The organism is Ralstonia chuxiongensis (genome assembly GCF_024158925.1).
In the GTDB taxonomy this organism is placed as follows: Bacteria; Pseudomonadota; Gammaproteobacteria; order Burkholderiales; family Burkholderiaceae; genus Ralstonia; species Ralstonia chuxiongensis.
The window spans coordinates 80,530-105,680 of sequence record NZ_JAMYWC010000001.1; the positions used below are offsets into that span (position 1 = coordinate 80,530).

17 protein-coding genes are annotated in these 25,151 nt (G+C 62.6%); 11 read left to right on the forward strand and 6 right to left on the reverse strand.

Annotated features, from left to right (window positions below; translation table 11 throughout):
* The first annotated feature begins 17 nt into the window (after positions 1-17).
* From tssB to NKG59_RS00410, 9 genes are all read left to right on the forward strand, one after another.
* Positions 18-530, forward strand: coding sequence for a type VI secretion system contractile sheath small subunit (tssB, locus tag NKG59_RS00370; RefSeq protein ID WP_009241817.1), 513 nt, complete (start codon positions 18-20; stop codon positions 528-530).
* Complete coding sequence (gene tssC, locus NKG59_RS00375) at positions 523-2,007, forward strand: type VI secretion system contractile sheath large subunit (RefSeq protein ID WP_024978980.1); 1,485 nt, start codon at positions 523-525, stop codon at positions 2,005-2,007. Before tssB ends, tssC begins: the two co-directional genes overlap by 8 nt.
* Before the next feature lie 105 nt (positions 2,008-2,112).
* Positions 2,113-2,616 carry an Hcp family type VI secretion system effector gene (locus NKG59_RS00380; protein WP_009241815.1) on the forward strand — a complete coding sequence of 168 codons (504 nt, stop codon included), beginning with the start codon at positions 2,113-2,115 and terminating at the stop codon, positions 2,614-2,616.
* A gap of 68 nt (positions 2,617-2,684) precedes the next feature.
* Complete coding sequence (gene tssE, locus NKG59_RS00385) at positions 2,685-3,158, forward strand: type VI secretion system baseplate subunit TssE (RefSeq protein ID WP_009241814.1); 474 nt, start codon at positions 2,685-2,687, stop codon at positions 3,156-3,158.
* 78 nt (positions 3,159-3,236) lie between these two features.
* Complete coding sequence (gene tssF, locus NKG59_RS00390) at positions 3,237-5,087, forward strand: type VI secretion system baseplate subunit TssF (protein WP_253534242.1); 1,851 nt, start codon at positions 3,237-3,239, stop codon at positions 5,085-5,087.
* On the forward strand, positions 5,051-6,142 hold the full coding sequence (gene tssG / locus NKG59_RS00395; protein WP_253534243.1) for a type VI secretion system baseplate subunit TssG: 1,092 nt from the start codon (positions 5,051-5,053) through the stop codon (positions 6,140-6,142). The genes tssF and tssG overlap by 37 nt, the downstream gene beginning before the upstream one ends.
* 39 nt (positions 6,143-6,181) lie before the next feature.
* A complete protein-coding gene (gene tssH, locus NKG59_RS00400; RefSeq protein ID WP_253534244.1) occupies positions 6,182-8,905 on the forward strand; it encodes a type VI secretion system ATPase TssH in 2,724 nt (907 codons plus the stop codon).
* Positions 8,906-8,926: 21 nt separating this feature from the next.
* Entirely contained in the window at positions 8,927-11,800 is a 2,874-nt protein-coding gene (locus NKG59_RS00405; RefSeq protein WP_253534246.1) for a type VI secretion system Vgr family protein, read from the forward strand.
* A gap of 10 nt (positions 11,801-11,810) precedes the next feature.
* A complete protein-coding gene (locus tag NKG59_RS00410) occupies positions 11,811-14,069 on the forward strand; it encodes a hypothetical protein (RefSeq protein ID WP_253534248.1) in 2,259 nt (752 codons plus the stop codon).
* A 7-nt stretch (positions 14,070-14,076) separates the two neighbouring features.
* Here the strand turns inward: NKG59_RS00410 and NKG59_RS00415 are convergent, their stop codons facing one another.
* On the reverse strand, positions 14,077-15,138 hold the full coding sequence (locus tag NKG59_RS00415) for a formylglycine-generating enzyme family protein (RefSeq protein ID WP_253534250.1): 1,062 nt from the start codon (positions 15,136-15,138) through the stop codon (positions 14,077-14,079).
* Positions 15,139-15,220: 82 nt separating this feature from the next.
* Here NKG59_RS00415 and NKG59_RS00420 point away from each other — a divergent pair, with 82 nt between their 5' ends.
* Both NKG59_RS00420 and tssA read left to right on the forward strand, forming a co-directional pair.
* Positions 15,221-15,628 (forward strand): hypothetical protein, encoded by a 408-nt coding sequence (locus tag NKG59_RS00420; RefSeq protein ID WP_253534252.1) that lies wholly within the window; start codon positions 15,221-15,223, stop codon positions 15,626-15,628.
* Positions 15,629-15,662: 34 nt separating this feature from the next.
* A complete protein-coding gene (gene tssA / locus NKG59_RS00425) occupies positions 15,663-16,739 on the forward strand; it encodes a type VI secretion system protein TssA (RefSeq protein WP_253534254.1) in 1,077 nt (358 codons plus the stop codon).
* Positions 16,740-16,744: 5 nt separating this feature from the next.
* Here the strand turns inward: tssA and NKG59_RS00430 are convergent, their stop codons facing one another.
* The 5 genes from NKG59_RS00430 to tssM all read right to left on the reverse strand — a co-directional run bounded on the left by NKG59_RS00430 (position 16,745) and on the right by tssM (position 25,131).
* Positions 16,745-18,370, reverse strand: a complete 1,626-nt coding sequence (locus tag NKG59_RS00430) for a TIGR04222 domain-containing membrane protein (protein ID WP_253534256.1) — start codon at positions 18,368-18,370, stop codon at positions 16,745-16,747.
* A gap of 2 nt (positions 18,371-18,372) precedes the next feature.
* Positions 18,373-19,206: a hypothetical protein gene (locus NKG59_RS00435; RefSeq protein ID WP_253534258.1), complete on the reverse strand. Its 834-nt coding sequence runs from the start codon at positions 19,204-19,206 to the stop codon at positions 18,373-18,375.
* A gap of 155 nt (positions 19,207-19,361) precedes the next feature.
* Positions 19,362-20,177, reverse strand: a complete 816-nt coding sequence (locus NKG59_RS00440; RefSeq protein WP_253534260.1) for an OmpA family protein — start codon at positions 20,175-20,177, stop codon at positions 19,362-19,364.
* 2 nt (positions 20,178-20,179) lie between these two features.
* The gene (tagF, locus tag NKG59_RS00445; protein WP_253534262.1) at positions 20,180-21,175 is read right to left on the reverse strand and encodes a type VI secretion system-associated protein TagF; all 996 of its coding nucleotides are present in this window, start codon (positions 21,173-21,175) and stop codon (positions 20,180-20,182) included.
* Positions 21,172-25,131 (reverse strand): type VI secretion system membrane subunit TssM, encoded by a 3,960-nt coding sequence (tssM, locus tag NKG59_RS00450; protein ID WP_253534264.1) that lies wholly within the window; start codon positions 25,129-25,131, stop codon positions 21,172-21,174. The genes tagF and tssM overlap by 4 nt, the downstream gene beginning before the upstream one ends.
* Positions 25,132-25,151 lie beyond the last annotated feature (20 nt).

Here is a 25,151-nt window from a genome sequence, read left to right on the forward strand (position 1 = left end):
ATTCCTGGAGGAACGTGATGGCCAAGAAAGAAAGCGTACAGAAGCGTCTGCAAAAGGTGCGTCCGCCGCGTGTACAACTGACGTATGACGTCGAAATCGGCGACGCAATCGAGACGAAGGAGCTGCCATTCGTGGTGGGCGTGGTGGCTGACCTGTCGGGCCAATCCGAGGTGCAGCAACCCAAGCTGCGCGATCGCAAGTTCGTCAACATCGACCGCGACAACTTCGACGAAGTGATGAAGGGCGTGGAGCCGCGCGCGGCGTTCCAGGTGCCGAACACGCTGACGGAAGACGGCGGCCGCTTTGGCGTCGACCTGAAGTTCCGCTCGCTGGAAGACTTCAGCCCCGAAGCCGTGGTTGAGCAAGTGGAGCCGCTACGCAAGTTGCTCGAAGCCCGCTCCAAGCTGGCTGACCTGCGCAACAAGATGGCCGGTAACGACAAGCTGGAAGACCTGCTGTCGGAAGTGTTGAAGAACACCGAAAACGCGAAGAAGCTGGGCGCCAAGCAAAACGGGGGCGAGGATGCTTGAGAACCAATCCGCTGCGCAGGGCGCCTCGGTTGCGGAAGAGGTGAGCCTGCTGGACAGCATCGTCGAGCAAAGCCGCGTCGCCAAGTCCGACTCCGAGCGTGAACGCGCGAAAGACATCATCGGCGAGCTCGCAAGCCAGGTGCTGAGCGGCACCGTGGTGGTGTCCGACAACCTGTCTGCCACGCTCGATGCACGTGTGGCCGAGCTGGACCGCCTGATCTCGCAGCAACTGAGCGCAATCATGCACGCGCCGGAATTCCAGAAGCTGGAATCCACCTGGCGCGGCCTGAACTATCTGGTCAAGGAAACGAGTACCGGCCAGACGATCAAGATCAAGGCGCTCAACGCGACCAAGCGCGATCTGACGAAAGACTTCAAGACCGCGATCGAGTTTGACCAGAGCGCGTTGTTCAAGAAGGTCTACGAAGAAGAATTCGGCACCTTTGGCGGTGCGCCGTTTGGCGCGCTGATTGGCGACTATGAAGTCACGCGTCAGCCCGAAGACATGTACTTCATCGAGCAGATGGCGCACGTGGCAGCGGCTTCGCATGCGCCGTTCATTGCGTCGTCGTCGCCTGAGTTGCTCGGCCTGGAATCGTTTGCCGACCTGGGCAAGCCGCGTGACCTGGCCAAGGTGTTCGACACGGTTGAATACGCCAAGTGGAAGTCGTTCCGCGATTCGGAAGATTCGCGCTACGTGGGTCTGACCTTGCCGCGTTTCCTGGGCCGTCTGCCGTACAACCCGAAGGACGGCACCGTGGTCGAGAGCTTCAACTTTGTTGAAGACGTGGACGGCACCGATCACAGCAAGTACCTGTGGTGCAACGCCGCTTGGGCGTTCGGCGCCCGCCTGACGGCAGCGTTTGACGACTTCGGCTGGTGCGCTGCCATCCGCGGTGTGGAAGGTGGCGGCCTGGTCGAAGACCTGCCGACACACACCTTCAAGACGGACGACGGCGAAATCGCACTCAAGTGCCCGACCGAGATCGCCATTACCGACCGCCGCGAGAAGGAACTGAGCGACCTTGGCTTCATTCCGCTCGTGCATTGCAAGAACACGGACTACGCCGCGTTCTTCGCCGCACAGTCGGCGCAGAAGGCCAAGAAGTATGACTCCGACAGCGCAAACGCCAATGCGGTCCTGTCTGCGCAGCTGCAGTACATCTTCTCGGTATCGCGCGTGGCGCATTACCTGAAGGCGATGATGCGCGACAAGATCGGCAGCTTTGCCTCGGCCAAGAACGTTGAGACGTTCCTGAACCGCTGGATTTCGCAGTACGTGCTGCTGGACGACAACGCCACGCAAGAACAGAAGGCGCAATTCCCGCTGCGCGAGGCGTCGATTCAGGTGGCGGAAGTGCCGGGCAAGCCGGGCACTTACCGCTCCGTGGCGTTCCTGCGGCCGCACTTCCAGTTGGATGAACTGTCGATCTCGCTGCGCCTGGTGGCGGATCTGCCCAAGTCGGCCAACTCGTAATTCCTGACCGGACTCTCCCCGGGGGGGAATGTTCGGGCATAACCACCCGTTACGCTCGTTACCCGTTGCAGTACCAACAACCAATCTATTGAAGAGGGTCTCTGTATGAAGGATATCTACGTCAAGTTCGATAGCCCGGCCATCAAGGGGGAGTCGCAAGACAAGGATCACAAGGACTGGATCGAAATCAACAGCTGGTCGCAAGCAATCAGCCAACCGCGTTCGGCCACGGCTTCGACCGCCGGCGGCCACACGGCTGAGCGTTGCGAGCACCGCGACATGGTCTTCACGAAGGATCTGGACGTCGTCAGCCCGCTGCTGTACCAGCACGCTTCGGGCGGCACGACCTTCGGCGAAGTGACCATCGAGTTCTTCCGCGCAGACGGCGAAGGCAACCGCGTGAAGTACCTCGAAGTCAAGCTGAAGAACGCCATCCTGAGCGAAGTCGATTCGCAAGTGGTCGCTCAAGGCATTCCGACCGACACCTTCAGCCTGCGCTACGCCGCTGTGCAGTGGAAGTACACGCAGCAGAAGAGCGCCGGCGGCCAAGGCGGCAACTCGCAAGGCGCCTGGAGCCTCACCAAGAACGACAAGACCTACTCGGTTTAACGTTTGGTGTTCTCCTGATGACAAGAGCCGCAGCCGCCGTGCTGCGGCATCTTGTTTTCTAGCAGCATATGAAAGGCTTCGAACCCAGCCTGCTCGACAAGCTCTTCGACGACGAGCCGCACGCGCCCATGCCCACGGCATTGCGCCAGCTCTCACTTGAAGAACTCAAGAGCACCGTGGCACGCGATATTGAATCCTTGCTCAACACGCGCATCGTGTTGGAGGAGGAGGACTTGCACGGCTTGCCGGAATGCAAGCGGTCGTTGCTCACGTATGGCCTGAACGATTTTTCCGGCCTGAGCCTGGCCAGTTTCTACGACCGCAACTACATCTGCCAGTCGCTTACCAAGGCGATCGAGCGGCACGAGCCGCGTCTGCAGCATGTAAATGTGTCGCTAGAGATCAATGAGCGCGCGACCAATGCCTTGTGCTTTGGGATCAGCGCGGTGCTGCTGGTGGGGCCCGCTCGCGAGCCCGTGAGTTTTGACGCCATGCTGCAACCCTCGACGCTGCGGTATTCCGTGTCGCGCGGACGCGGCTGAGATTGCACGACCCTGCATACGGCACCACCCGCAACACGCTGAAGCACCCGCAGGACCGCCACCGGACCGCCACGAAGAATGGAAGAGCTGCTGCCTTATTACGAACGAGAACTGGCCTTCCTGCGCCGGTACTCGCGCGACTTCGCCGAGCGGTATCCGAAGATCGCCGGCCGCCTCGCCATGTCTGGCGACGGCTGCGACGATCCGCATGTCGAACGGATGATCGAATCGTTCGCCTTCCTGACCGCACGTGTCAGCAAGAAGCTTGACGACGACTACCCCGAATTTACCGAGGCGCTGCTGGAGGTGCTGTATCCGCACTACCTGCGGCCCTTTCCATCGTGCTCGGTGGCGCATTTCGATGTGCGCGGCGTGGCTGCGCAACTGAGCGCGCCGGTCACGATCGCACGCGGCACGTTTCTCACCACACGCGTGGTGCGCAAGGTCGAATGCCGTTTCCGCACTGCATACGACGTCACGTTCGCGCCGGTGCGTGTTGCCGGTGCAACATTCGAGCGCGCCGTGTCCGCGCCGGCCGCTGTGCAACTGCCCAAGGGCGCGACCGGCTCGATTGCGATCACGCTGGAATACGTGGGCGAACGCGGCGGTTTTGAATCGCTGTCGATGGACAAGCTGCGCGTCTACATGGACGGCGAACCGTCTTTCGTGGCCGCGCTCGGCGACGCGCTGTTCCTGCATACCGCGGCCGGCTATGTGGAAGCCGAACGCGCAGGCGTCTGGAAGCGCCTGATTTCCGTGCCCCTGCACGAAGTCGGCTTTAGTGAAGACGAATCCCTGATCGATTGCCCGGCACGCTCGCACCCGGCCTATCGGCTGCTGACCGAGCACTTCAGCTTTGCCGAGAAATTCAACTTCTTCGATATCGACCTGGCTGCATTGCGACGCGGCATGACGCCGGGCGTGCCGGTGCGCCGTCTGACGCTGCATCTGGTGCTGAAAGACTTGCGCAGCGATTCGCACGCGGCGCGCCTGCTTGAAAACCTGCAGCCGGAGCACCTGCGCCTGCATTGCACGCCCGTGGTCAATCTGTTCCAGCAGAAGGCCGACCCGATCCGAATCGAACATACGGCCAGCGCCTATCCGGTGGTGGCCGATAGCCGGCGCGCGCACGGCTTTGACATCTATTCCATCGACAACGTGCAGCTGGTGCGCGAAACCACTGCGCACGAGAAGGTCACGGAGTTCCGGCCGTTCTACTCCCTGCATCACGGTGAAGAGCCCGGCCGCGCGGGCCATTACTGGCTGGCACGCCGCAACGAGCTGATCGCGCAGCGCAGCCCGGGGTTCGAAACCGAGATCTCCATCGTCGATACGCACTTTGATCCGACCAGCCCGCAGACCGACACGCTGAGCCTGACCGTCACCTGCACGAACCGCGACCTGCCTTCGACGCTGGCGTTCGGGCAGCCCGATGGCGATCTGTCGATGGAAGGCAGCTCCATTGCCCGCAACATCACCTTCCTGCGCAAGCCGACGCCCTCGATGCGGTTTGGCGGCGGGCGCGCTGCGCAGTGGCGTTTGATCTCGCTGCTGGCGCTCAACCATCTGTCGCTCGTGCAGAACGGTTTGCCGACATTGAAAGAGATGCTGCGCCTGCACGATCTGCCGCGCAACGCGATCTCGGCGCGGCAGATCGAGGGCATCGTTGCCCTGGACTACCAGCCGGCGACGCAGTGGCTGGCGGGCAAGCCGTTCGCCACCTTCGTGCGTGGCCTGGAAGTGCGCCTCACGCTGGATGAAGACGCCTTTGTGGGCACAGGCATGCACCGGTTCATCCGCGTGCTGGATCACTTCTTCGGCCTGTACGTCCACATGAACAGCTTTGTGCAGCTGATTGCGGTCTCGCGCCGCAGTGGCAAGGAATTGGTCAAATGCGCACCCCGCAGCGGCGAATCGATCCTGGTGTGATCCGGCGGCTGCTCAAACAGCCGCATCGGTACCAATTCTTTCAGGCTGTGCGCCTGCTGGAGCAGCTGTTTGCGCGCGAAGGCGGCATGGCGCCCGAGCAGGCGCTGGCCACGCGTCTGAGCTTTCGCAACACGCTCTCGCTCTCGTTTCCGCCCAGCGAACTGCAGCACATCGAGGCCGAGGGCATTACCGCCGAGATGCTCGAAACCGATGCCGCGTTCATCGCAGCGCTGGAAGAGGGCGCGCTCGATTCGCTGGCGATCACGCCCACGTTCTTCGGCATGCTGGGCGGCCAAGGAGCCTTGCCGCTGCGCTACACCGAAATCGTGGCCGAGCGCGAAAGCCTGTGGCGCGACCGCGCAGCCCGTTCGTTCTTCGATATCTTTTCAAACCGGGCGACCGCGCTGTTCTATCTGGCGTGGAAAAAATACCGCCTGCCGTTCCAGTACGAAGTCGACAGCAACAAGCATTACCTGCCGCTGCTGCTGTCGCTTGCGGGCGCGGCTGACAAGACGCTGCGCAGCGATCTTTCCACCACGCCGGGGCCGATCCTCGATGAGGCGCTGGCCGGTTATGCCACGGCGATCCGGCATCGGCCGGTGTCTGCGGCGTATCTGCAGCGCGTGCTGTCGGATTACTTCCAGGCGCCGATGCGAGTTGAGCAGTTCGTTGGCGGGTGGTATCGCGTACCGGCGTCGCAATACACGCGGCTGGGCAGCACCAACAACCTGCTGGGGGCCACGGCGTTGGCCGGCGCCCGGGTGTGGCAGCGCGACTTGCGGGTGCGCCTGTGGGTCGGGCCGCTCAAGCGCGCGCAGTACCGCAATTTCCTGCCGGGTGCGTCTGGCGCGCTGGCACTGCGCAAGATGCTGACCATCCTGTGCGGCACCACGCTGGAGTTTGAGATCAAGCTGATCCTGCGCCACCAAGACGTGATCGGCAGCACGCTGGACAACAGCAATGACGGCCGCCTGGGCTGGGACACCTTCCTGTGCTCCCGCCCCGCGCAGCAGGACCGCAGCGATGCGCAGTACACGCTCGCGCCGCTGCATTGATACCGACACATTCATCGATTCTTTCGGAGCGCTGCCGCCATGGCCATCCCACTCAAAACCCTGATCGCCAAGCTGAACGCGACGAGCCGGCAAGCCGCCGAGCGGGCTGCGTCGCTGTGCATGGCGCGCGGCAACTACGAGGTCGATCTCGAACACCTGTTCCTGGCCTTGCTGGAAAACCGCCGCAGTGACTTTGCCGTGGCGGCCCGTGCTAGCGGCATCGACCTGGCCGCGCTGCAACGTGACCTGGAGGCGGAGATCGGCCGCTTCCAGACCGGCAACACGCGGACGCCGGCGTTTTCGCCGTACCTGCCGAAGCTGTTCGAGCACGGCTGGCTGATCGCCTCGCTCGATTCGCAAATCACGCGCATTCGGTCCGGCCATCTGCTGCTGGCACTGTTGACGGAGCCGAGCCTGTCGGCGCTCGCGCAACGTGGCTCGCGCCTGTTCGGGCAGATTCAGGCGGACCGGCTCAAGCACGACTTCGATCGACTGACCGCCGGTTCGGACGAACAAGTACAGGCCGTGGACATTGCTGACGACGGCGCAGACGCAGCGCAGGGCGAAGGCGGCAAGCCCGCTGCTGCCCTGACGGCCACACCGGCGCTGGATCAGTTCACCGTCGACCTGACCCAATCCGCGCGCGATGGCCGCATCGACCCTGTGATCGGCCGCGATGCCGAGATCCGCCAGGTGATCGACATCCTGATGCGTCGTCGCCAGAACAACCCCATCCTCACCGGGGAAGCCGGTGTGGGTAAGACCGCTGTGGTGGAGGGGCTGGCCCTGCGCGTGGCTGCCAACGACGTGCCGCCGCCGCTGCAGGGCGTGACGCTGCGCACGCTCGACATGGGGCTGTTGCAGGCCGGCGCCAGCGTCAAGGGCGAATTCGAGAATCGCCTGAAGAACGTGATCGACGAGGTGAAGAAGAGCCCGAAGCCGATCATCCTGTTCATTGACGAAGCGCACACGATTATTGGTGCCGGCGGGCAGGCCGGGCAGAACGATGCGGCCAACCTGCTCAAGCCTGCGCTGGCACGCGGCGAGTTGCGCACGATCGCGGCCACCACGTGGAGCGAATACAAGAAGTACTTCGAAAAAGATGCGGCACTGGCGCGCCGCTTCCAAGTCGTGAAGGTGGAAGAGCCCAGCGAGCCGCTGGCGGCCGCCATGCTGCGCGGCATGGCCGGGCTGATGGAGCGCCACTTTGGTGTGCGCGTGCTGGATGAGGCGATTACTGAGGCGGTGCGGTTGTCGCATCGCTATATCAGCGGCCGCCAGCTGCCGGACAAGGCCGTCAGCGTGCTGGACACCGCCTGCGCCAAGGTGGCGTTGGGCCAGAGCGCCACGCCCGGTGCCATTGAAGACGACCAGAAGACGCTGGAACGCCTGCAGGGTGAAATCAACGCCCTGGAGCGCGAGCAAAGCGCCGGCGCCGAGCACGACGCACGCCTGAAGGCGCTGAACGAGCAGCGCACGGAACTGGAGCAACGCGTCGCACTGAACACCGAACGCCTGGCGCAGGAGCGCGCGCTGGTCGCTCGCATTCAGGCGCTGCGCGAGGCGCGCGAAAGCGATGCCGGGCAAGCCGGCGAGGAAGAAGCACTGCCCGTGGCCGCCAACAGCGACGTTGTGTCGATCCCAAAACGCAAGCGCGCTGCCGACAAGGCGGACGAACCGGACGAACTGGCTAAGCTCCTTGCCGAGCTGCGCGCCCTGCAAGGCGAGTCGCCCATGGTGCCGCTGCAGGTGGATGGCCATGTCGTGTCGGAAATTGTCTCGGCCTGGACGGGCATCCCGCTGGGCCGCATGGTCAAGGACGAGTTGCGCACGGTACTGAACCTCAAGCCGCTGCTGGCCGCCCGCGTGATCGGGCAAGACCACGCGCTGGATGCGATTGCCCAGCGCGTGCGCACCGCCACAGCCAACCTGGAAGACCCGAACAAGCCACGCGGCGTGTTCCTGTTTGCCGGCCCGTCTGGCGTCGGTAAAACGGAAACGGCGCTGGCGCTGGCCGACATTCTCTACGGTGGCGAGCGCAAGCTCATCACCATCAACATGAGCGAGTACCAGGAAGCGCACAGCGTGTCGGGCCTCAAGGGCTCGCCGCCGGGTTATGTCGGTTATGGCGAAGGCGGCGTGCTGACCGAAGCCGTGCGTCGCAACCCGTACAGCGTCGTGCTGCTGGATGAAGTGGAGAAGGCTCACCCTGACGTGCTGGAGATGTTCTTCCAGGTGTTCGACAAGGGAGAGATGGACGACGCGGAAGGCCGCCCCATCGACTTCCGAAACACCATCATCATCCTCACGTCGAACGTTGGGTCGCAGGCCATCATGCAGGCGTGCCTGAACAAGTCTGCCGAGGAACTGCCCGACACCGATGCGCTGGCCGAGCAGCTGCGCCCGACGCTCTACAAGGCGTTTAAGCCCGCATTCCTGGGGCGCATGAAGGTGGTGCCGTATTACCCGATTTCCGACGACGTGCTGGCCGAGATCATCACGCTCAAGCTGGGTCGCATCCGCGATCGCGTGGCCATTAACCACAAGGCGACGTTCCAGTGGGACAGCGCGTTGGTTGAATCCGTGCTCGCACGCTGCACTGAAGTGGATGCCGGCGCCCGCGCGGTTGATCACATCCTCAACGGCACGCTGCTTCCGCAGATTGCCGAGTCGGTGCTGACGCGCATGGCCGAGGGCGGCAGCGTCGAGAAGATCAAAGTCGGCGTCGGCAAGAACGGCGAGTTCAAGTACCGCATCAATTAAGTCGCTTCGCTGGAGCACATCATGGTCTCTCCGACCGAGTTGGCAAACCTGCTACGTGCATCGTTCTCCCAGGCCGACCGGCTGCTGCGGCTGGAAACGCCGTTGGGGCCGAACGCGCTGCTGCCAGAACAGGTGGACGTTGCCGAGCACATCGACGCAGGCGGTTTTCGGCTGGAACTCACGGCGCTGTCTGACAACGCTGACATCGATTCGGCCAAGTTGCTCGGTCAGCCGGTGCGGCTCGACTTGCTGACGCAGCAAAGCCGAAGCACGCTGCGGCCGTTTCATGGTCACGTGACGCGCTTCGAGCAGGTGGGGGCCAACGGCGGCCTGGTGCGCTATCGGCTGGTGATCGAGCCCTGGCTCGCGTTCCTGCGCCATCGGCAAGACAGTTTCCTGTTCCAGGACATGTCGGTCATCGAGGTGATCGACAGCCTGTTTGGCGACTACCAAGGCCAAGGCCGCCTGGTGCCAGCATGGCGCTGGGCCTTGCGCGACAGCTCGGTCTACACGCGCCGCAGCGTCATCACGCAATACGACGAAAGCGACTTCGATTTCGTCACGCGCCTGTTGGCCGAAGAGGGACTGTTCTACTTCTTCGAACATGAAGCCAAGGATGGCGACGCGCTGGGCGTGCACCGCATGGTCATTGCCGATTCCAATGACGTGTTTGCCGACAACGCGCAGGCAAGCATCCGTTTTGGTCGTGCCGATGCCACGGCCACCGAAGACGTGATCGACCGCTGGCAAGGCGCACGCCGTTGGCAGACCAACGCCGTATCGATCGCCAGCTGGGACTACCGCGCCAACGCCAAGCGGACCGCGCAGCTTGGGGCGCAGCAGCAAGGCAACGATGGCCCGCAACTGACGCTGCAAGACACCGACTACCCCGGCCAGTACTGGTTTGAAGACAACAACCAGGCGCAACGCGTCGCGCGGCTGATGATGGAAGCGCTGGAGTTGCGGGACAAGCAGTTCGACGGCGAAGGCACTGCGCGCACGTTGGCGACCGGCACGCGCTTCCAGTTGCTCGATCATTTCGATCACGACGATGGCGAGCAGCGCTTTGCGGTGTTGGCCGTGACGCACCAGGCGCGCAACAACTTCAACGACCGCTTCGGCCAGGTCCTGACCGAAACGTTGGGCGGGCTGCGCGGCGGCGATGCGTTGGCCGCTGGCAGCAACCATGGCACGGGCGAGGACGCGCCGTTCTATCGCAACCACTTCACCGTCGTGCGCGACAACGTGCCCGTGCGCCCGCAGCAGAGCGACGAGCAAGGCTGCGCGCTGCACCCGCGCCCGACCGTCAACGGCAGCCAGACGGCGCTGGTGGTGGGGGCGGAAGGACCTGTGCATACCGATCGGGACCATCGGATCAAGGTTCAATTCCACTGGCAGCGCGGCGCGCGTTCAGCCAGCCGCCAATCGCATCCGGCGGGCGATGACAACGCGCGTGCCAGTGCCGGCCTTGGCGCATGGGTGCGCGTGACAGCGCCCGTGGCCGGACCGAACTGGGGCGGTGTGGCGCTGCCGCGCGTCGGCCAGGAAGTGCTGGTCGAATTCCTGCAAGGCGACATCGATCGGCCCGTGGTGGTGGGTGCGGCCTACAACGGCAGCGGCCAGACCGACGCGCAATACAACCAGAACCAGGCAGGCGCCGCGGGTGCCACCGGCAATGCCCCGGCCTGGTTTGCCGGTGGCAATAAGAGCCAGGGCGCCTACGCCCACAATGCGGTGCTGTCCGGCATCAAGACACAGGCGCTGGCCGGCAGCCAATCGGGCTCATCGGGCTACAACCAGTTGGTCTTTGATGATTCCGAAGGGCAGGGCCGCACGCAGCTCGGCACCACGCAGGCGGCGACTGGCCTCGTGCTCGGTCATCACAAGGAACAGATCGACAGCGCCCGCCAGGCAGACCTCGGCCACGGGGCCGCGCTCGCCACCGACGACAGCGGCGCCGTGCGCGCGGGCGCCGGCCTGCTGCTTACAGCACACAGCGCTGGCACCAGCGCGTCGCTACAAGACAGCGAAGCCGCCGCCAGCCAGATCGAAGCCGTGAGCGACCTCGCCGAATCGCTTGCCGACGCAGCGCAGAAGCAGAAGGCTGGTCTGCCCGATGAGCCTGCTGCAAAGGAACTCCCCGCGCTCAAGCAACTGCGCCACACCACCGAGGTGCTGCGCCATGCCGAAAGCGCTGGTGAAGGCGCCGAAGCGGTTGCCTACAGCGAGCCGCATCTGCAGGTCTCCGCACCCAAGGGCATCGTCAGCACGACGCCGGTGGATGCGGTGATGGTGGCGGGCACCCAGGCCACGCTGGTTGCCAAGCAGGACACCAATGTTGCGGCGGGCGGCAATTTTGTCATGGCTGCAACAGAGGGAATCAGCCTGTTTTCGCACGGCAAGGCCGTTGGCCAATCGTCAGAAGCGTCGCCCGGTATTACGCTTCACGCTGCGGCCGGCAAGGTCGGGTTGAGTGCCACTGAAGGCGCAGTCGCCTGCGCTGCCGAGAAGCAGGTGACGTTGGCGTCAACGCAAGCCGGCATGGCCGTGGAAGCAAAAAAGCATGTGCTGCTCAATGCAGCGGGTGCACACATTAAGGTCACGAAGGGCAGCATCGAGTTGCATGCCCCAGGTATGGTGACGTTCAAAGGCGCACGGCACGACTTCGTTGGCCCGGGTGGATCGCAAACCAACACCTCGCTACCTAAAGGCACCCCCCCCTACGACGAGCAGTTTGTTCTGCGAGACAAACACACGAACGAGCTTCTGCCGCACCGTCCCTACCGAGTGGAAGACGCGCAAGGCAATGTATTGGCCCAAGGAATCACGGACGAGCAGGGCCGTGTAGCGCGCGTGTACACCGCTAATCCGGCAGGCATCAAAATCCGTTTCTAGAGAGATCGCTATGGCATTCGGAAACGCCTCCGTTCTTCCCACCCCCGAAAAGCAAGCCCCCAGCGCGGAAGATGAAAGCCTTGCGCCAGTGCGCGGTACCGCAAAAACGAACCCTCGTCGGAAGAGCGAGGTGGACGTGCACTACGAGCCCGAACCTCTACTAATATTCAGACCGGAAACAGGCGAGTTCATTTGTATTCCCGCGCATGAAGTTACGGCGTTTGAGAACGACGCCAACCTATGGGACATGTTGGTTGATACGCTGCATAAGGCCAACGCCAAGGTCGACGATCTCGCCGAGGAGCTTCACCAGTTGCAAATCAAAGCACTTCGTAGCCCTGCCGAGCAACAGAAACTAGAAAAAGCGCTGGACGACGCTTATAAAGAGGCCAAGGCCGCGCACGAGAAGCTGCATGGAGCACTGACTCCACTCGGAAAAATGGACAGCGGCCACATGTCGATCGTTGAGATCATCCCGATCTACAACTCAGCCGGCGGACCGGTTCGCTCGTTTCGCAAGTACACCGCCCGCTATGTACGCTCGGACCGCATTAAGAGTAAATGGGATCGCTACATTCCCGCGGGTTGGGAGAAGCGAAAAGGTACGGCCGCCGAAAAGGATTCAGCGCATAAGGCATTCGCTTCTCGAGCGTTTTTTTCAAAGCAGAATGACCAACTGCAGTTCAACAAGGACGAATTGAAGAAGGGAGCCGGAACGCTCAGTACAAAGTTTAAGGGTGATCTGCTCAAGATTGAAACTCATTCTGTGCAGGGCGCCCTTACAGCTTGGGCGGATGGGTGGAACAAAAAACTTACGTACGACCGCGCAGCACGCAATCCCGATGCGAAGTGGAGCAGAAATATCGACCTGACTGCGCAGGCCCAGTTGATGCGCTACTTTGCAGGAGTCGGTTTATCGACCGAATGGGATCCGCTAAAGGGCAACTGTGCGCTGAAGGCGAGCGGGCGCGCAGAGTTTGCCGTCGCAGAAGCCAAGGCCGCGGGAACGTTCTATTTCCCCGACCGGGTGGGCTGGGTCTGGCGGCTGACCGACAATCCTAAGGACAAATCCACGGCGATTCGGTTCGCAGCGGAATTGGCTGTGTCGGCCATGGCAGGCGCGAGTATCGTTGGAGAAGTGGGCATTGCTGTCGACTGGAAGGATGAAAAACGTAAAGAGCTGGGGCTCTATGGTGCGGCGGTAAGCGGGGCTGGAAATAGGCAGCGCGAGTTGCGTATCAATCAGAAGCCAGTGGATCCGTCCGCAAAGGCGGAGCTGGAGGTCTTTGCCGGCGCCAAGGCTGAAATCAAACTGTGGGGCGGCGTGCAATGGCTCAATCCCGAGCAATTGGGACTTGGCTACCAGGAGTTTGCCAAAGTTGGTGAAACGGTCACTGGTATGCTCGGTGCGGGCGCGGGCTGCTTGTTTGAGTTGAGCTATGCGGCGGGCAAGTTCCGTTTTCGCATGATGGCTAGTGTCTGCTTGGGTGTGGGAGCAAAGGGCGCCCTCGAACTGGAAGTCGATGTCGGGCAAATTGTTCAGTTCTGGAAGTGGCTCGCTTACCAGCTTTACCACGCCGACTACAAACAGTTGAAGTTCATCGCTAAGGAAGCGTTTGAATACATCGTTAAACTCCAAGTGATGATTATCGAGGGCACCATCGAAAAAATGGAGCAAGCAGTTGGGTGGGCGGAAGATGAAATCACTGCCAAGTACGAGGAGATCATTGCTCGTCTAGATCAGGAGGAGCGTCGTGTCCAGTTAATGAACCGGATTATCGCTAATCCCCACGGCTTCCTTCGCTACACCACGCCGGAGGCGAAGGGCGTGATGCTGTACCAGATGACACGTCACGACTGGAAAGTTGACGGTCTGGACGGCCGGAACCACGGTGGACGTTACTATGGCCGACGCAAGGATGCGGTGAAGAAAATCCTGCGGGAAGCGCAGACGCGTCGCGACTTCGATAATGTTGTCCAGCACATGTCAGCAGACGGCTCGAGGTGTGATGCAACGTTGACTGCCAAGAATCGTGCTCAGTTGAGGGATTTCTTAAACACGAGCCTCGTTGGCAGTTCCGGCGATGGTCAAGAAATTGACACCTTCTATGACAACTTGCAAGCGTCGTTAAAGGCTGAGCCGACTCGCGGCTACGCAATGTGTGAAAACACATCACCCACCTACTTGGCGCAGAGGGACTACGGTATCGACCACTCCATGTTGGCAGACATCGGTTCGATGGCGATGCCGCCAACTACATACGCGTGAGTCGGGATCAGGGCAACACCTTGCTGGGGGAATTGACGACGCAGCGGAACCCGTTATTTGGGTGACGATCAGAAATAATGGTTCCGTCGTCTAGGGTTGAGGGCTTGACCTGCGGTGCTTGTTTTTGCCGGTACATAGCGAGTGCTGTCACGTAGTCGGTTGCGATGCCCCGTCTTACTTTCTCCGTGCCGGTTTCCGGACCCCTTGGATTCTTTCGCGGTGAGTGTGCATAGTAGTTTTCCGAGAACCAGTCATTCACCCAATCAGTGCCATTGCTCGCCATGTCATATAGTCCTAAAGGATTGGGGGGGAACTTGCCGATTGGATACACCTGCGGAGAAGACACACCTTTCATCATTTCTTGTTTCTGCTCATAGCTCGCAACGTTACGCCCCTCTTCATATTTGCCATTGTTCGTAGCGTACGGGACGAGCTTGCCCCGGCTGCGGGCGGCATATTCCCATTGTGCCTCGGTAGGCAAATCGAACGGCAGGCCGGATACCTTGCCCAGCCACAAGCAATAGTCCTTGGCTTCCTGCCAGTTGACCCCTGCGGGAGTATTCGGAACCTTGCGATATTTGCTGTCTATGCGCAGCGTCGCAATACGTGGTTTGCCTAGCGCATCTGTATAGGCGTCGAAGTCCTCATAGGTCACCTTGAATTTGCTGATGGAAAAGCTATCAAGTTGGACTTCATGTGCCGGACTGCCATAACCATAGCTTGGCACGTAAGGTAATTTGTCCCGTGTTGTTTCCGGTCCAAAGTCGCCCATCTTGAACGTGCCCCCCTTTACGAACACAAGATCGGCTTTTGCTTTCTGAAGCAACGTTTTTACCGCCAAGCTATTGTCGAACGCCCACGCGTTAGAGCTTGCGGCGCCCCATAACATCACGGAAAGCGGAAGGACAAATCGGCACTGGAGTCGCTCGGAAATCGCCATCTTGATGTCAGGATCGGTTTGAAAACGAACCGTATTATCGGAGAGATTGCGTTGGCCCGCTATCTCGATGCGATGGAACGCGCTCTGGGCGACGTGCTGCCAACTAGCCACATGAAGATTTAGAAACAATCCCCCCAACCGCCCCAAGCCTGCGTAGCATCTCCACCGTCCGCCCTTGCGTGTGCGGACGTCACATTTCACGCACGCTGATATGAACGCACTGTCCCGCTTCGCCGCCGCTTGTGCTCTGGCCGCGCTGCTTGTCTCACCCGCATTCGCGCAGGACGACACACCGCTGCAGGTTTCGTACCGCCAGGTGCTGACCGAGTATTTCAAGGACGCGCCGACTGCGTCAAAGAAATACGACGGCCACCGGCTCGTCTTCAAGGGCCAGGTCTATCCGCTGTCCGACGACAGCCTCAACACACTGGCCGTGACTGAAGACCTGAAGGTGGGCGCGCCGTTTCAGGATGACCAGCGTGACGCACTCAGGGCGCTGTTTCCTGATCACAAGCTGGCGGCTTACAAGCCCAGCAAGGACATCACGCTGGATTGCCTGAACCGCCAGTTCGTTGGCGTGACGCTGGCGCTGGCGGATTGCCGCGTCGCCAAGCCCTGACCTTTGTACCGCTCTCCAGTTTACGTTTCCGATCATGGCCTCTCTTCCGTTTGACCAATTGCTCGCTCCGCTGCCCGGCGCCCAACCGTGCGGCGAAGACATGCTTTTCTCCACCGAATTCGACAGCATCCAGGATGCGCGCCGCTTTGATGACCCCTCACTCGATCAAGGCGAGTGGGTCACGGAGATCAAGGAAGCCGACTGGCGCGCCGTCATCGCAGAGAGCACGTCCCTGCTGCAGAACCGCACGAAAGATCTGCGCCTGGCCGCATGGTTGGCCGAGGCGTTGTCGAAAGAGCGCGGTTTCGCCGGCCTGCGTGAGGGCTACGAGCTGATCGCGGGCCTGTGCGAACAGTTCTGGGAACACATCTATCCGCTGCCCGAAGCCGACGATCCTGAAGCCCGCACGGGCAGCATGGCGTGGCTTGCGACGCGTTCAAGCCAGTTGATTCGCGAGGTGCCGTTGGTGGAAGCGGGCAAGGGCGGCTACAGCCTTGTCGATTGGGAAGTCGCGACCAGCTTGGTCGAAGCCATCCGCCGCGATCCGGAGCAGGCGGATGAGTTGTCGCGCGGAAAAATCACGCAGGAACAGTTTGAATCGGCGCGGCGTGCCACGTCGCCGGCGTTCTACAAGACGCTGCATGATGATGTGGTTGGCTGTGGCGCTGCGCTGTTGCGGTTGGAATCCGTGCTGGATGCACGCGCTGGAGACCATGCGCCGAGCTTCCGCCCCGCACGTGAAGCGTTGCAGGCGGTGCGCGCGTTGGTCGAGCGCTTTGGTGGCAAGCCGGAGCCTAAGCCAACTGCCGTGGAGGCGAAGAGTGCTCCGCAACAGTCAACGCAGTCTTCCGCCGGCACCGCCATCGAAACTGTGGTTTCCGGCCCCATCCGCACGCGCGCCCAAGCGCTGAACCAGTTGCGCGATGTGGCTGAATTCTTCCGTCAGACCGAGCCGCACAGCCCTGTTGCATACCTTGCCGCGCGCGCCGCCAAGTGGGGCGATATGCCGCTGCATGCGTGGCTGCGCACGGTGGTCAAGGACGATGCGACGCTGTCGCAGATTGAGGAGCTGCTGGGCTTGGGCGATCCGCCGTCGGAAAGCGCGAGCTGAACCGGCTAGCTGCTCGAACAACCGCCGCAGCCGCTGGATCCGCAGCTACTCGAGCTGCAACTGCTAGAGCTACTGCTTGAACTGCAGTTGCTCGACGTGTCGCTGCCAGAGCCGCTGGAACTGGCGCCGGCGTGTGTTCCCATCATCGGTCGGTAGCCGGCCCACGCTGTGTTGGCCAGCACGCTCGTGCCGCCAAACGCCGCCAGCCAAAGTAGATCGCTTGTCGACAAACCGGCCTTCGGTGCCTGCTGGCTACGCTGACGATGCACATCGAGCGCGGCGCTGGCTCCTGCGGTGGGGCCCGCACGGCCGACGCCGATCAGCCGCACGGTCACGCACCAGTAGACGATTCCGAATAGCGCCATCTCGACCAGCAGCCACATCACCGGACGCTCTCTGGACAGGCCAACAAATACCTTTATCACCCCGAGCCACAGCACCGATAGTCCGATCGCCCATGCAGCGACGGTCGTTCCGCGCATCGCGCCGGTGGCCCACATCCAACCTTCGTGGCGCAGCCGATCTGTCATGTCGATGGCTTCGTCGAGAAATCGGTCTCGAAAGGCTGGCCATGGCGAACGGCGCTGTGGTTGCCGGGCGAGCCAAGTCCACGCGTCGACGTGGCGATCGGGCGTTGGCGTTTCGTTCGCGACCACGTATGTGTTGCGGTCACGTTTTCTCTTTGCTGGAGAGGCGACGCGGATTGCACCCGCGTCGAGGAGTGTCAGCGTCGCAACCTGCGCCATTCGCGTGGCATCGCCGGTGATCAGTGCGGCTTCGGCGGGCGCCAGCTGCCGTGGCACGTTGCCATCGGTGGCTCCCCATGGGCGGCGCGGGTATGCAAATCGATGCAGGCCCCGGATCAGCAGACACGCCATCAGGCACACGCCCAGATAGAACGCGAGAAACCGCGGCCCTGCATAGTTCAGCACATCGAAATCTGACGCGACATTCGTGGTGATTGCGATGAGGCAGGCTCCGATCACGAGCCACACGGATGGCATGACCGAGCGCGCGGTTGACGCACGTGGCGGCGTGACAGGGTTGGGCGGATGCCGTGCGGGGCTGGTAGCCTCTGGCGCACTGTCTGGCTGGACAGGTTCCGGCACCGGCCAGACATCGGGAGGCGGCTCCATACCAAACGTGCGCTGGTAGCTTTCGATCGTTTGCTGGTAGTGCTGCGCGTAGGTGTCGTCTTCGTCCGGGGCACCAATACCTGGCGCATGGTGAAGCGGCGCGCCCAGTACCTCCCCGCAGAACACCGTCCAATACTCTTTCGAATATTGCAGATGGAGATGCCATGCCGCGTCGATCGCCTCGGAAGGCGTGACCGCATGCCCGGCAAACACCGCCAGATACGCGAAACGTTTGTATTCCTCGATGACTGCCAGCGTATGCAAGCGCGACCAACCCTCGGCTTCGGCCAAGCGGTGACTGAACGGCACAGGAGCGTCAGGCGCGTCGGGCGAATACTGGCTCAGCCGAAGCAGGCAGGCCTGGCGATCCGCTTCGGTCGCTGCGGAATCGGGCGAGGTCGGTGGGGTGGACGATGTCATCTGTGTTGCTATCAACCGTTGTTGCTGTGCGTGCATGATTGGTTGTCCGGGCGGCAGCGCGACCTGGCCGCGCACGACTAAGTGTCCTTCCGCCGCTCCAGCGCCAGAAACACCGCGCGCTCACAGCGACCGAAGTCGAAGCTGCGCAAGCGGAGATGGCGGTTACCGTATTCACCAGCCGCCATCATTTCTGGGATCGGGCGCAGAGGCCCCGCCATCAGGCGCATCAGCGTCTGTGAAATGATCACGAGCAACATCGGCGCGAGGGTAAACATCCCGACCATCATCCCCGCGACGGGGCCGGCGGCCTCGAGGCCAAACTCACTGCCCACAAAAAAAAGCATGATCACGAGCATCAGCGCGCTGAAATAACCGAGGAGGCCGATCGTCTCGCTAAAGCCGGAGCTCCTGCGCGACAGTATGGTCTCCAGCGGCTCGGGCAAGTCGCGAGGGCGCTTTGCAACATAGACGGTCTGTGGCTCACGGCGGCCGGTCAAGCGCATGCCCCACGCCGAAAAACAGTCGTTGTCCCACCAGCCTGCAGCCAGCACGCGCATGCCGTTCAGGCCTGCGAAATAGGGCGCGTTGGACGAAACCCGACGGTCCGTGACCTGGTATTCGCAGAAGTGGATGACCCGGTCGTCCGTCAGCGTGATGACGACGGGGGTCACGCGATAGTAGGTGTCTCGCGAAGTATCGTCGGTGTAGTCATATGCGCTGTGCGCATTGGTGTCGACGCTCCTTCCCATGGCCTCATAGGCCTTGAATGCCGCGTTATCCACCTGTACCGAGCGAATGATTCCGCTGACGATCGCGACGGGTGCACCCTGTCGTCGACTGGCAAGCCAGTGCTCAAGCTGCTGCCAAGCCCATACCAGATGGCACCAGAGCCACCAGATACGCTCTTTCATCGGAGAAAACTGCGCGATTGGCTGCGACGGTTTTCTGGTGGGATCGTGATACTCGAGGCGGATTTGAGGGGACGCACGCCGTTCATCACCCGGCTGTAATGGGGTAGCTGGCGACGGCTCGCGCAACCGCGCCCGCCGGCGTGCATCCTCCCGCGTCACTTACTCGCCCGAAACTCAATCCGCCGATTGCGCGAGCGGCCTTCATCGGTGTTGTTGGCCGCCACAGGCTGATCCGGCCCCACGCCCATCGCGGTGAGCGTGCCTGGCTCGGCGCCCTTGGCGATCAGGTAGTTCTTGACCGTTTCTGCGCGCGCCTGGCTCAGGTTGAGGTTCAGCGCGCGGCTGCCGGAGTTGTCGGTGTGGCCGACGATCTCGATCTTGCGGCCGTTCAGGCGTGGCAGCACGGCGGCCATTTCATCCAGAATCGCGCGCCCCTTGGGCGTGAGCGTGGCGCTGCCGGTTTCAAACTCGATGATGCGGTTGGCCAGCGTCTGGTCCAGCAGCCCTTGCTCGGACACCGCCGCCACGCGCAGCCCGTTCTTGATCGTGTAGCTCTGGCCGAGCGCCGTCGCCATGTCGCTCGTGAGCTGTTGGCGCTGTGCCTCGTTACCAACGTCGCCGTGCAGGGAAACCTGCGTGCCGTCGATGTTGAGTTGCCCGCGATTGACCTGTTTGATGGCCGGCGACAGGATCTTCTGCACGTTGGCAGACCAGTTGGGCGGCGACACCACGTTGCCCACTTCGATTTGGTCGACCACGTTGGCGCTGCCGTAAAGCTCGCGCAGCTTGGCTAGCACGGTCGCTTTGGTGGCTTCGTCCGGAACCGTGCCACCGGCCACGACTTGACCCGGTACGGGAGCGTCGCCAGCGGCGGCATGGGCCGGCAGGGCGCTGCCCAGGCACACCAGCATTGCGGCATTCGCCAGGAAGGTTGCAGGCCGGAAGCCGCGCTTGATTGCATCCAGACCCATGTTCATTCTCCGATGAAGACTTCGCGGAAGGTATCGACCGCCACGCGCAGCGAGAGCTGCGGTTGATCCAGGTAACTCACGAACTTGGCCAAGCCGTAATCTCCGCTGACGTGCTGGTCGACCCATTCCGGATCGTCGATGTTGATGTTCTGTTCGGCATACGCCAGCGGCGACATGACGCTGTGCAGCGTGCGTGACGAGGCACCGTTGAAGCCGATGACCAGTCGCTCGGCACCGTTGATGTCGCCCAGGAACAGCGACAGCTCGAAGTCCGCCCGCTGCAGGAAGCGCGACACCAGCTCCAGCCAGAAGCTCGCGACCAGGCTGCGATAGAGCGGGTCTGCGGGCAGGGGCAGCGTGAGCCCCTTCTCAAGCCGTGACGAGCCGTTCGCCATTACGGGTTGGAGCAGCGTGCCGAGCGCCAGGAGTGTGCGGCGCAGGCGGATGTTGTGACCTTCCGAGCGCAGCATCTGCTCAAGGCCGGCAACGGTCTGGAAGTCGATGAAATCCGAAAAACTCGCGTCGTGCGACTGCGTGCTCGTGCCGGTCGTGCCGGTCTCCACGCCGTGCTGACCTTCGGCAAGCAGCCGCAGGCCTTCAGTGGCGTCGGTGGCCGTGCCGAGCGAGATCATCTGCTGCCCGGCGCGTGTCCAAAGGCGCGCCAGCGCAATCGGGCTGCGCGCGATGAAGTTGATCGGCCGATCGACTTCCATGGCCGCCGCCGTCAGGAACGGAAAGCGGCGCGATGACAGATCGCTGCTCGCCATGAGCGTGCCCGCGATGGCGAGCTTGCTCTGCGAGCCGAGAAACGCAAACTGCACCGGCTTCCAATTGTCGTAGGTCGTCTTCCAGTCCGGGGCTTCGGCCAGCAATTCCATGCCTTGCGCCAGCCAGCGGTCCAGCGTGTCGAGCAACTGGACGTTGTTGGCGCTTTTGACGAAATCGCCGCGCGACGGAAGCTTCCCGAAGTACGAAAGCTGCAACTGGGTCTGGCTCATTGCGCCGTCCCTCCTTGCTCTTCCGTGATGCTGCGGCGTGCGGCCTGCGTGGACACTGCTGCCTGCGCCGCAGGCGGCGTGCCTGCGGGCGCTGCCGGGGCGGGCGGCGTCAGTGTGTTCTGCGGTGCCGATGCATCGGCAATCGACGTCGGCAGGCGCAGGCCGCGCAGGCCCTGGCCTTGCGGCGAATCCGATGCCGTCGTGCCGCCAGTCTGCGGGCTGCTGATGATGCGCAGGCTGATCGATACCGTCAGGTTGTCCTTCGTCCAGGACAGATCGAACGCGCCATCCGGACGACGCTTGCGTTGCGCCGTGGCAATCAGGCGCTCCAGACCAAAGCGGCCGGGCTCGTTGAGCATCTCTACCGTGCGGCCGTCAAACGTGGTGGCCGTCACGCGCGCGCCCGGCGTGCCTTGCGGATTCGGCCAGACGAAATTGGCCCACTGGGGTGGCGTGTTGCGATAGCGCAGTTGCTGCCCATCGATCTCGATCGTGTACTCGGTCGCGCCTTGCGACGGCACCGGCAGGATCTGGAACACCGTCTGCGGTGCAGCGGCTGCGGCACCGCCTGCACCTCCGGCCGCACCACCCGTGAGCGGTGCGATCCAGCGGGTGAAGCCCGTGGTGAACTCGGGCACAAAGGCAATGCCCAGATCGCCCCACGTGCGGGAGGCGATCATGTCGCCACGGCGCACGGACAGCGGACCGATCGTCGTGCTGGCGAACTTGGCAATCGCGCCGTCCGGGCCGAATACCTGACCAATCTCGGCCGCGCTGGCCTCGATCTTGGCGTTGGGCGCAAACGGATACTTGTCTGCCAGCGTGGTGGCAAACGGCTGATACACCTGCGCGTTCCACACCTTGTTGACTTCGGTCGTGGCCGGACGGATCGCCACCGCATACGACTGCAGCAGCGGGCGCACCAGCAGCGGACGCAGCGTTGCGCGCTCGCTGTCAGTCATGCCCGTCAGCATCTGCTCATCCACGTACTTGAGCGTGTCGGCCAGTTCCGAGCCGCTGCCGTCCAGTGTTTGCTGCATCAACTGACGTGCACCCGGCCCCGGGTCACCCTGATTCTTGATCTGGTTGAAGCGCGTACGCACCTTGGAGAGCGAATCCATATAGCCGCGCAGCAGCGATTTGTCGTCACGCATGACAACCACGCGTGCGAGCCCCGAGAACTCCTTGCCCACCGGGCCCATCGGGATGGCGCCAGCCTCAGCATTACCGCCCACGTCCACGTTGACGTTCACCTGCGACGGCGTCTGGCGCGCGAACAGCTGCTTGAACCAGCCCAGCACGCCCGTCTTGGCCTGCTTCAGGCCGGCATTGAACATCGACGGGTTGTCCCACGACGTCTGCTCGTACGCGGTGTCGAGCACCTTGCGGATCGGCGAGTTGGTCGGATCGCCCAGCAGGTTCATGCCGGTGACGGCCTGATCGAAGCTGGTGAAATCCTGGATCGCCACGCCTTGCATGAAGCGTTGCCATTCGCGCGCGTATTCGGTCTTGTACATCGTGACCAGCGCCTTCTGGATCTGCTCGGGGCTGCCTTCCAGCGTGAGGTCGTCGCGTGCTGCAACGTTCAACACCCAGTCCTTGGTCTGCAGTTCCTTGTTGGCGGCTTCCTTGATGGCGGGTTGCACGTAGCCGAACCATGCTTCCTTGGTGAACGTGCCGGGCACGGCGTAGCTGCCGGCCACCAGGCCAGCGCCGGTATCGCCAACGATGCGTGCGACCGTCATCGGGGCGTAGCGCGTGGACGCGCGTGCCTTGATCTCGGCATAGGCGCGTTCGCGCGCCGGCATGCCGCGCACCACGCGGCGCAGGTTCTCACGCGTCTGGTCGACCAGCGAGAGGTTGCCTTCCAGCAGCGGCCAGTTGTCGTCGTTTACGCGGGCGAGGAAGAACGACAGGTTGCGTTCCGCCGAGCGGATCATCTGCTCGCGAGGCATGTTGCCCCGGTTGTCTTCCAGCCAGCCGCGCCAGAAGCGCGTGATCTGATCGGTCAGGTGCGCGACTTCCACGTGGCGCTTGTCCGACAGCATCAGGTAGGTCTTGAGCGCGTTGTAGCCGTCTTCCACGTTGGTGGGGGAGGCGTCGGTGTAGCGCTTTGCTCCGGTTGCAGCCGTGGCCTGGTTCGGTGCAGCAGGCGCATTGGCGGCCGCACCGGAGGCACCTGAGACACCCGACGCACCACCCAGGGTGGCGGTGGCTGTCGTCACGGACGTGGTCATCACTGCACCGGTTTCCGGCGGCCGCACCATCGGGGCCAGCTGATCCGGATGCGCGTTCACTTCGGCCAGGAAGGTTTCGATTGCGCCGCCCACCGGCTTGAGCATGACTTGGCGCAGGCCGTTGTAGTACTCGTCAAGCAGCTTGTGCTGCAGCGTGTCGCCCTGGTACAGGCCCAGCGACAGCGCCAGCGGGTGGTCATTGCGATACCGGTCGAGCTGTTCGATACGGTCTTGCAGGATGTCGAGTGCCTCCAGGCGGGCCTGCAGGTCTACCCGGTTCTGCTGCATCTTGACGATCTTGTCGAGGTCGGCCTGCACGTTGGCAGTCAGTGTGCGGTTGCCCATGTACGACCACGTCCAGCCGCCCAGCATCACGCCCAGCGCCAGCACGAGCGCAAAGAACGTGGCGATGCGCAGGCGCGTCTTGGCGGGGCTGGCAAACTGCCGCACCGTCTGCTTGTCGGCAAAGATCACCTTCGAGAACAGGTCGCGCAGGAAGAAGCCGTTCTTGGAGAACACTTCGCGGGTGCGCGCGGCGCCGTCGGTCGACAGGCCAAAGCGGCGCGCAATGCGCTCGGCCGACACGCTGTTGGTGGCACCTTCCTGCAGCGCGCTGGTGAAGTAGAAGCCGCGGAACACCGGCTTGTACTGGAACGGGTTTTCATCGAACAGCGTCATCAGGAACGCACGCAGCGTCGGCTTGATCGATGCAAACTCCAGCGGGAAACTCAACAACCCCGGCGAAAGCTTGTTGTTCCGGTGCAGCGCGATCTGCGCCACGCTGATCTCCTTCAGCCCGTCGCACAACTCGTCAAAGCGCTGGTCGAACACCGCCGCCACGTCCGGCTTCGAATCGGGCTCGAAGGGCAGGGTGGCGCCCCATACGCGGTCGCGTTCCTGCTTCTCGCTGTCGCCAAAGAATTCGGTAAAGCCGGTGATCAGGTCGGCCTTGGTGAACATCACGTACACCGGGGCAAACACTTCCAGGCGTTCGGTCAGTTCCTGCACGCGTTGGCGCAGGTTCTTGGCCAGGTTGATGGCGAATTCGGGACGGTTTTGCGTGAGTTCCGACACGCTCACCGTTACGACGATGCCGTTGATGGGCGCCTTGGGGCGATAGCGCTTGAGCAAGTCCAGAAAGCCGAGCCATTCGCGGCGGTCTTCTTCGTGCACCGAGTAACGGCCGGCCGTGTCGAGCAGGATGCCTTCGGTGGTGAAGAACCAGTCGCAGTTACGCGTGCCGCCAATGCCCTGGATGACGGCGCCGCCCTTGTCGGCAAACGGAAACTGCAGGCCGGAGTTGAGCACGGCCGTGCTTTTGCCCGCAGCCGGGTTGCCGATCACGATGTACCAGGGCAGCTCGTACAGCGCTGCGCTGCCCGACATCTGTCCGAGCTTGGAGCGCTTGATGGTCTTGACGGCTTCGGCCAGGCGCACGCGCAGGGCTTCCACTTCTTCCCGCTTGTCGGGCGTGGCCGTCTTGTCGGCGGCGGCTTGCTCGAGCACGCCCTCCAGCTTGTTGCTGGCCTGACGCGCACGCCAGCGCTTCCACAGGTACGTCAGCAGCCACAGCGCGAGCAGCACGCCTAGCGCGACGCCGACCCAGACCAGGCCAACCTCAAAGGTCTGCGCCATGAGGAGCAGGAAGATGGTCAGCACGATCACGCCAAGAATGGACAGCGTGCGTGAGTTGGTCAGGAAGTTCAGGAAGCGTTGCATGTTGCCTTCGGCTCGGGAAC

Excerpts from the sequence above, each read along its gene's own strand:
- tssM (WP_253534264.1), bottom strand. The coding sequence starts at position 25,131 with ATGCAACGCTTCCTGAACTTCCTGACCAACTCACGCACGCTGTCCATT.
- NKG59_RS00380 (WP_009241815.1), top strand. The coding sequence starts at position 2,113 with ATGAAGGATATCTACGTCAAGTTCGATAGCCCGGCCATCAAGGGGGAG.
- tssG (WP_253534243.1), top strand. The coding sequence starts at position 5,051 with ATGCGCACCCCGCAGCGGCGAATCGATCCTGGTGTGATCCGGCGGCTG.
- NKG59_RS00420 (WP_253534252.1), top strand. The coding sequence starts at position 15,221 with ATGAACGCACTGTCCCGCTTCGCCGCCGCTTGTGCTCTGGCCGCGCTG.
- NKG59_RS00435 (WP_253534258.1), bottom strand. The coding sequence starts at position 19,206 with ATGAAAGAGCGTATCTGGTGGCTCTGGTGCCATCTGGTATGGGCTTGG.
- NKG59_RS00440 (WP_253534260.1), bottom strand. The coding sequence starts at position 20,177 with ATGGGTCTGGATGCAATCAAGCGCGGCTTCCGGCCTGCAACCTTCCTG.
- NKG59_RS00405 (WP_253534246.1), top strand. The coding sequence starts at position 8,927 with ATGGTCTCTCCGACCGAGTTGGCAAACCTGCTACGTGCATCGTTCTCC.
- NKG59_RS00410 (WP_253534248.1), top strand. The coding sequence starts at position 11,811 with ATGGCATTCGGAAACGCCTCCGTTCTTCCCACCCCCGAAAAGCAAGCC.
- tssE (WP_009241814.1), top strand. The coding sequence starts at position 2,685 with ATGAAAGGCTTCGAACCCAGCCTGCTCGACAAGCTCTTCGACGACGAG.
- tssF (WP_253534242.1), top strand. The coding sequence starts at position 3,237 with ATGGAAGAGCTGCTGCCTTATTACGAACGAGAACTGGCCTTCCTGCGC.
- tssC (WP_024978980.1), top strand. The coding sequence starts at position 523 with ATGCTTGAGAACCAATCCGCTGCGCAGGGCGCCTCGGTTGCGGAAGAG.
- tssH (WP_253534244.1), top strand. The coding sequence starts at position 6,182 with ATGGCCATCCCACTCAAAACCCTGATCGCCAAGCTGAACGCGACGAGC.
- tssB (WP_009241817.1), top strand. The coding sequence starts at position 18 with ATGGCCAAGAAAGAAAGCGTACAGAAGCGTCTGCAAAAGGTGCGTCCG.
- tagF (WP_253534262.1), bottom strand. The coding sequence starts at position 21,175 with ATGAGCCAGACCCAGTTGCAGCTTTCGTACTTCGGGAAGCTTCCGTCG.
- tssA (WP_253534254.1), top strand. The coding sequence starts at position 15,663 with ATGGCCTCTCTTCCGTTTGACCAATTGCTCGCTCCGCTGCCCGGCGCC.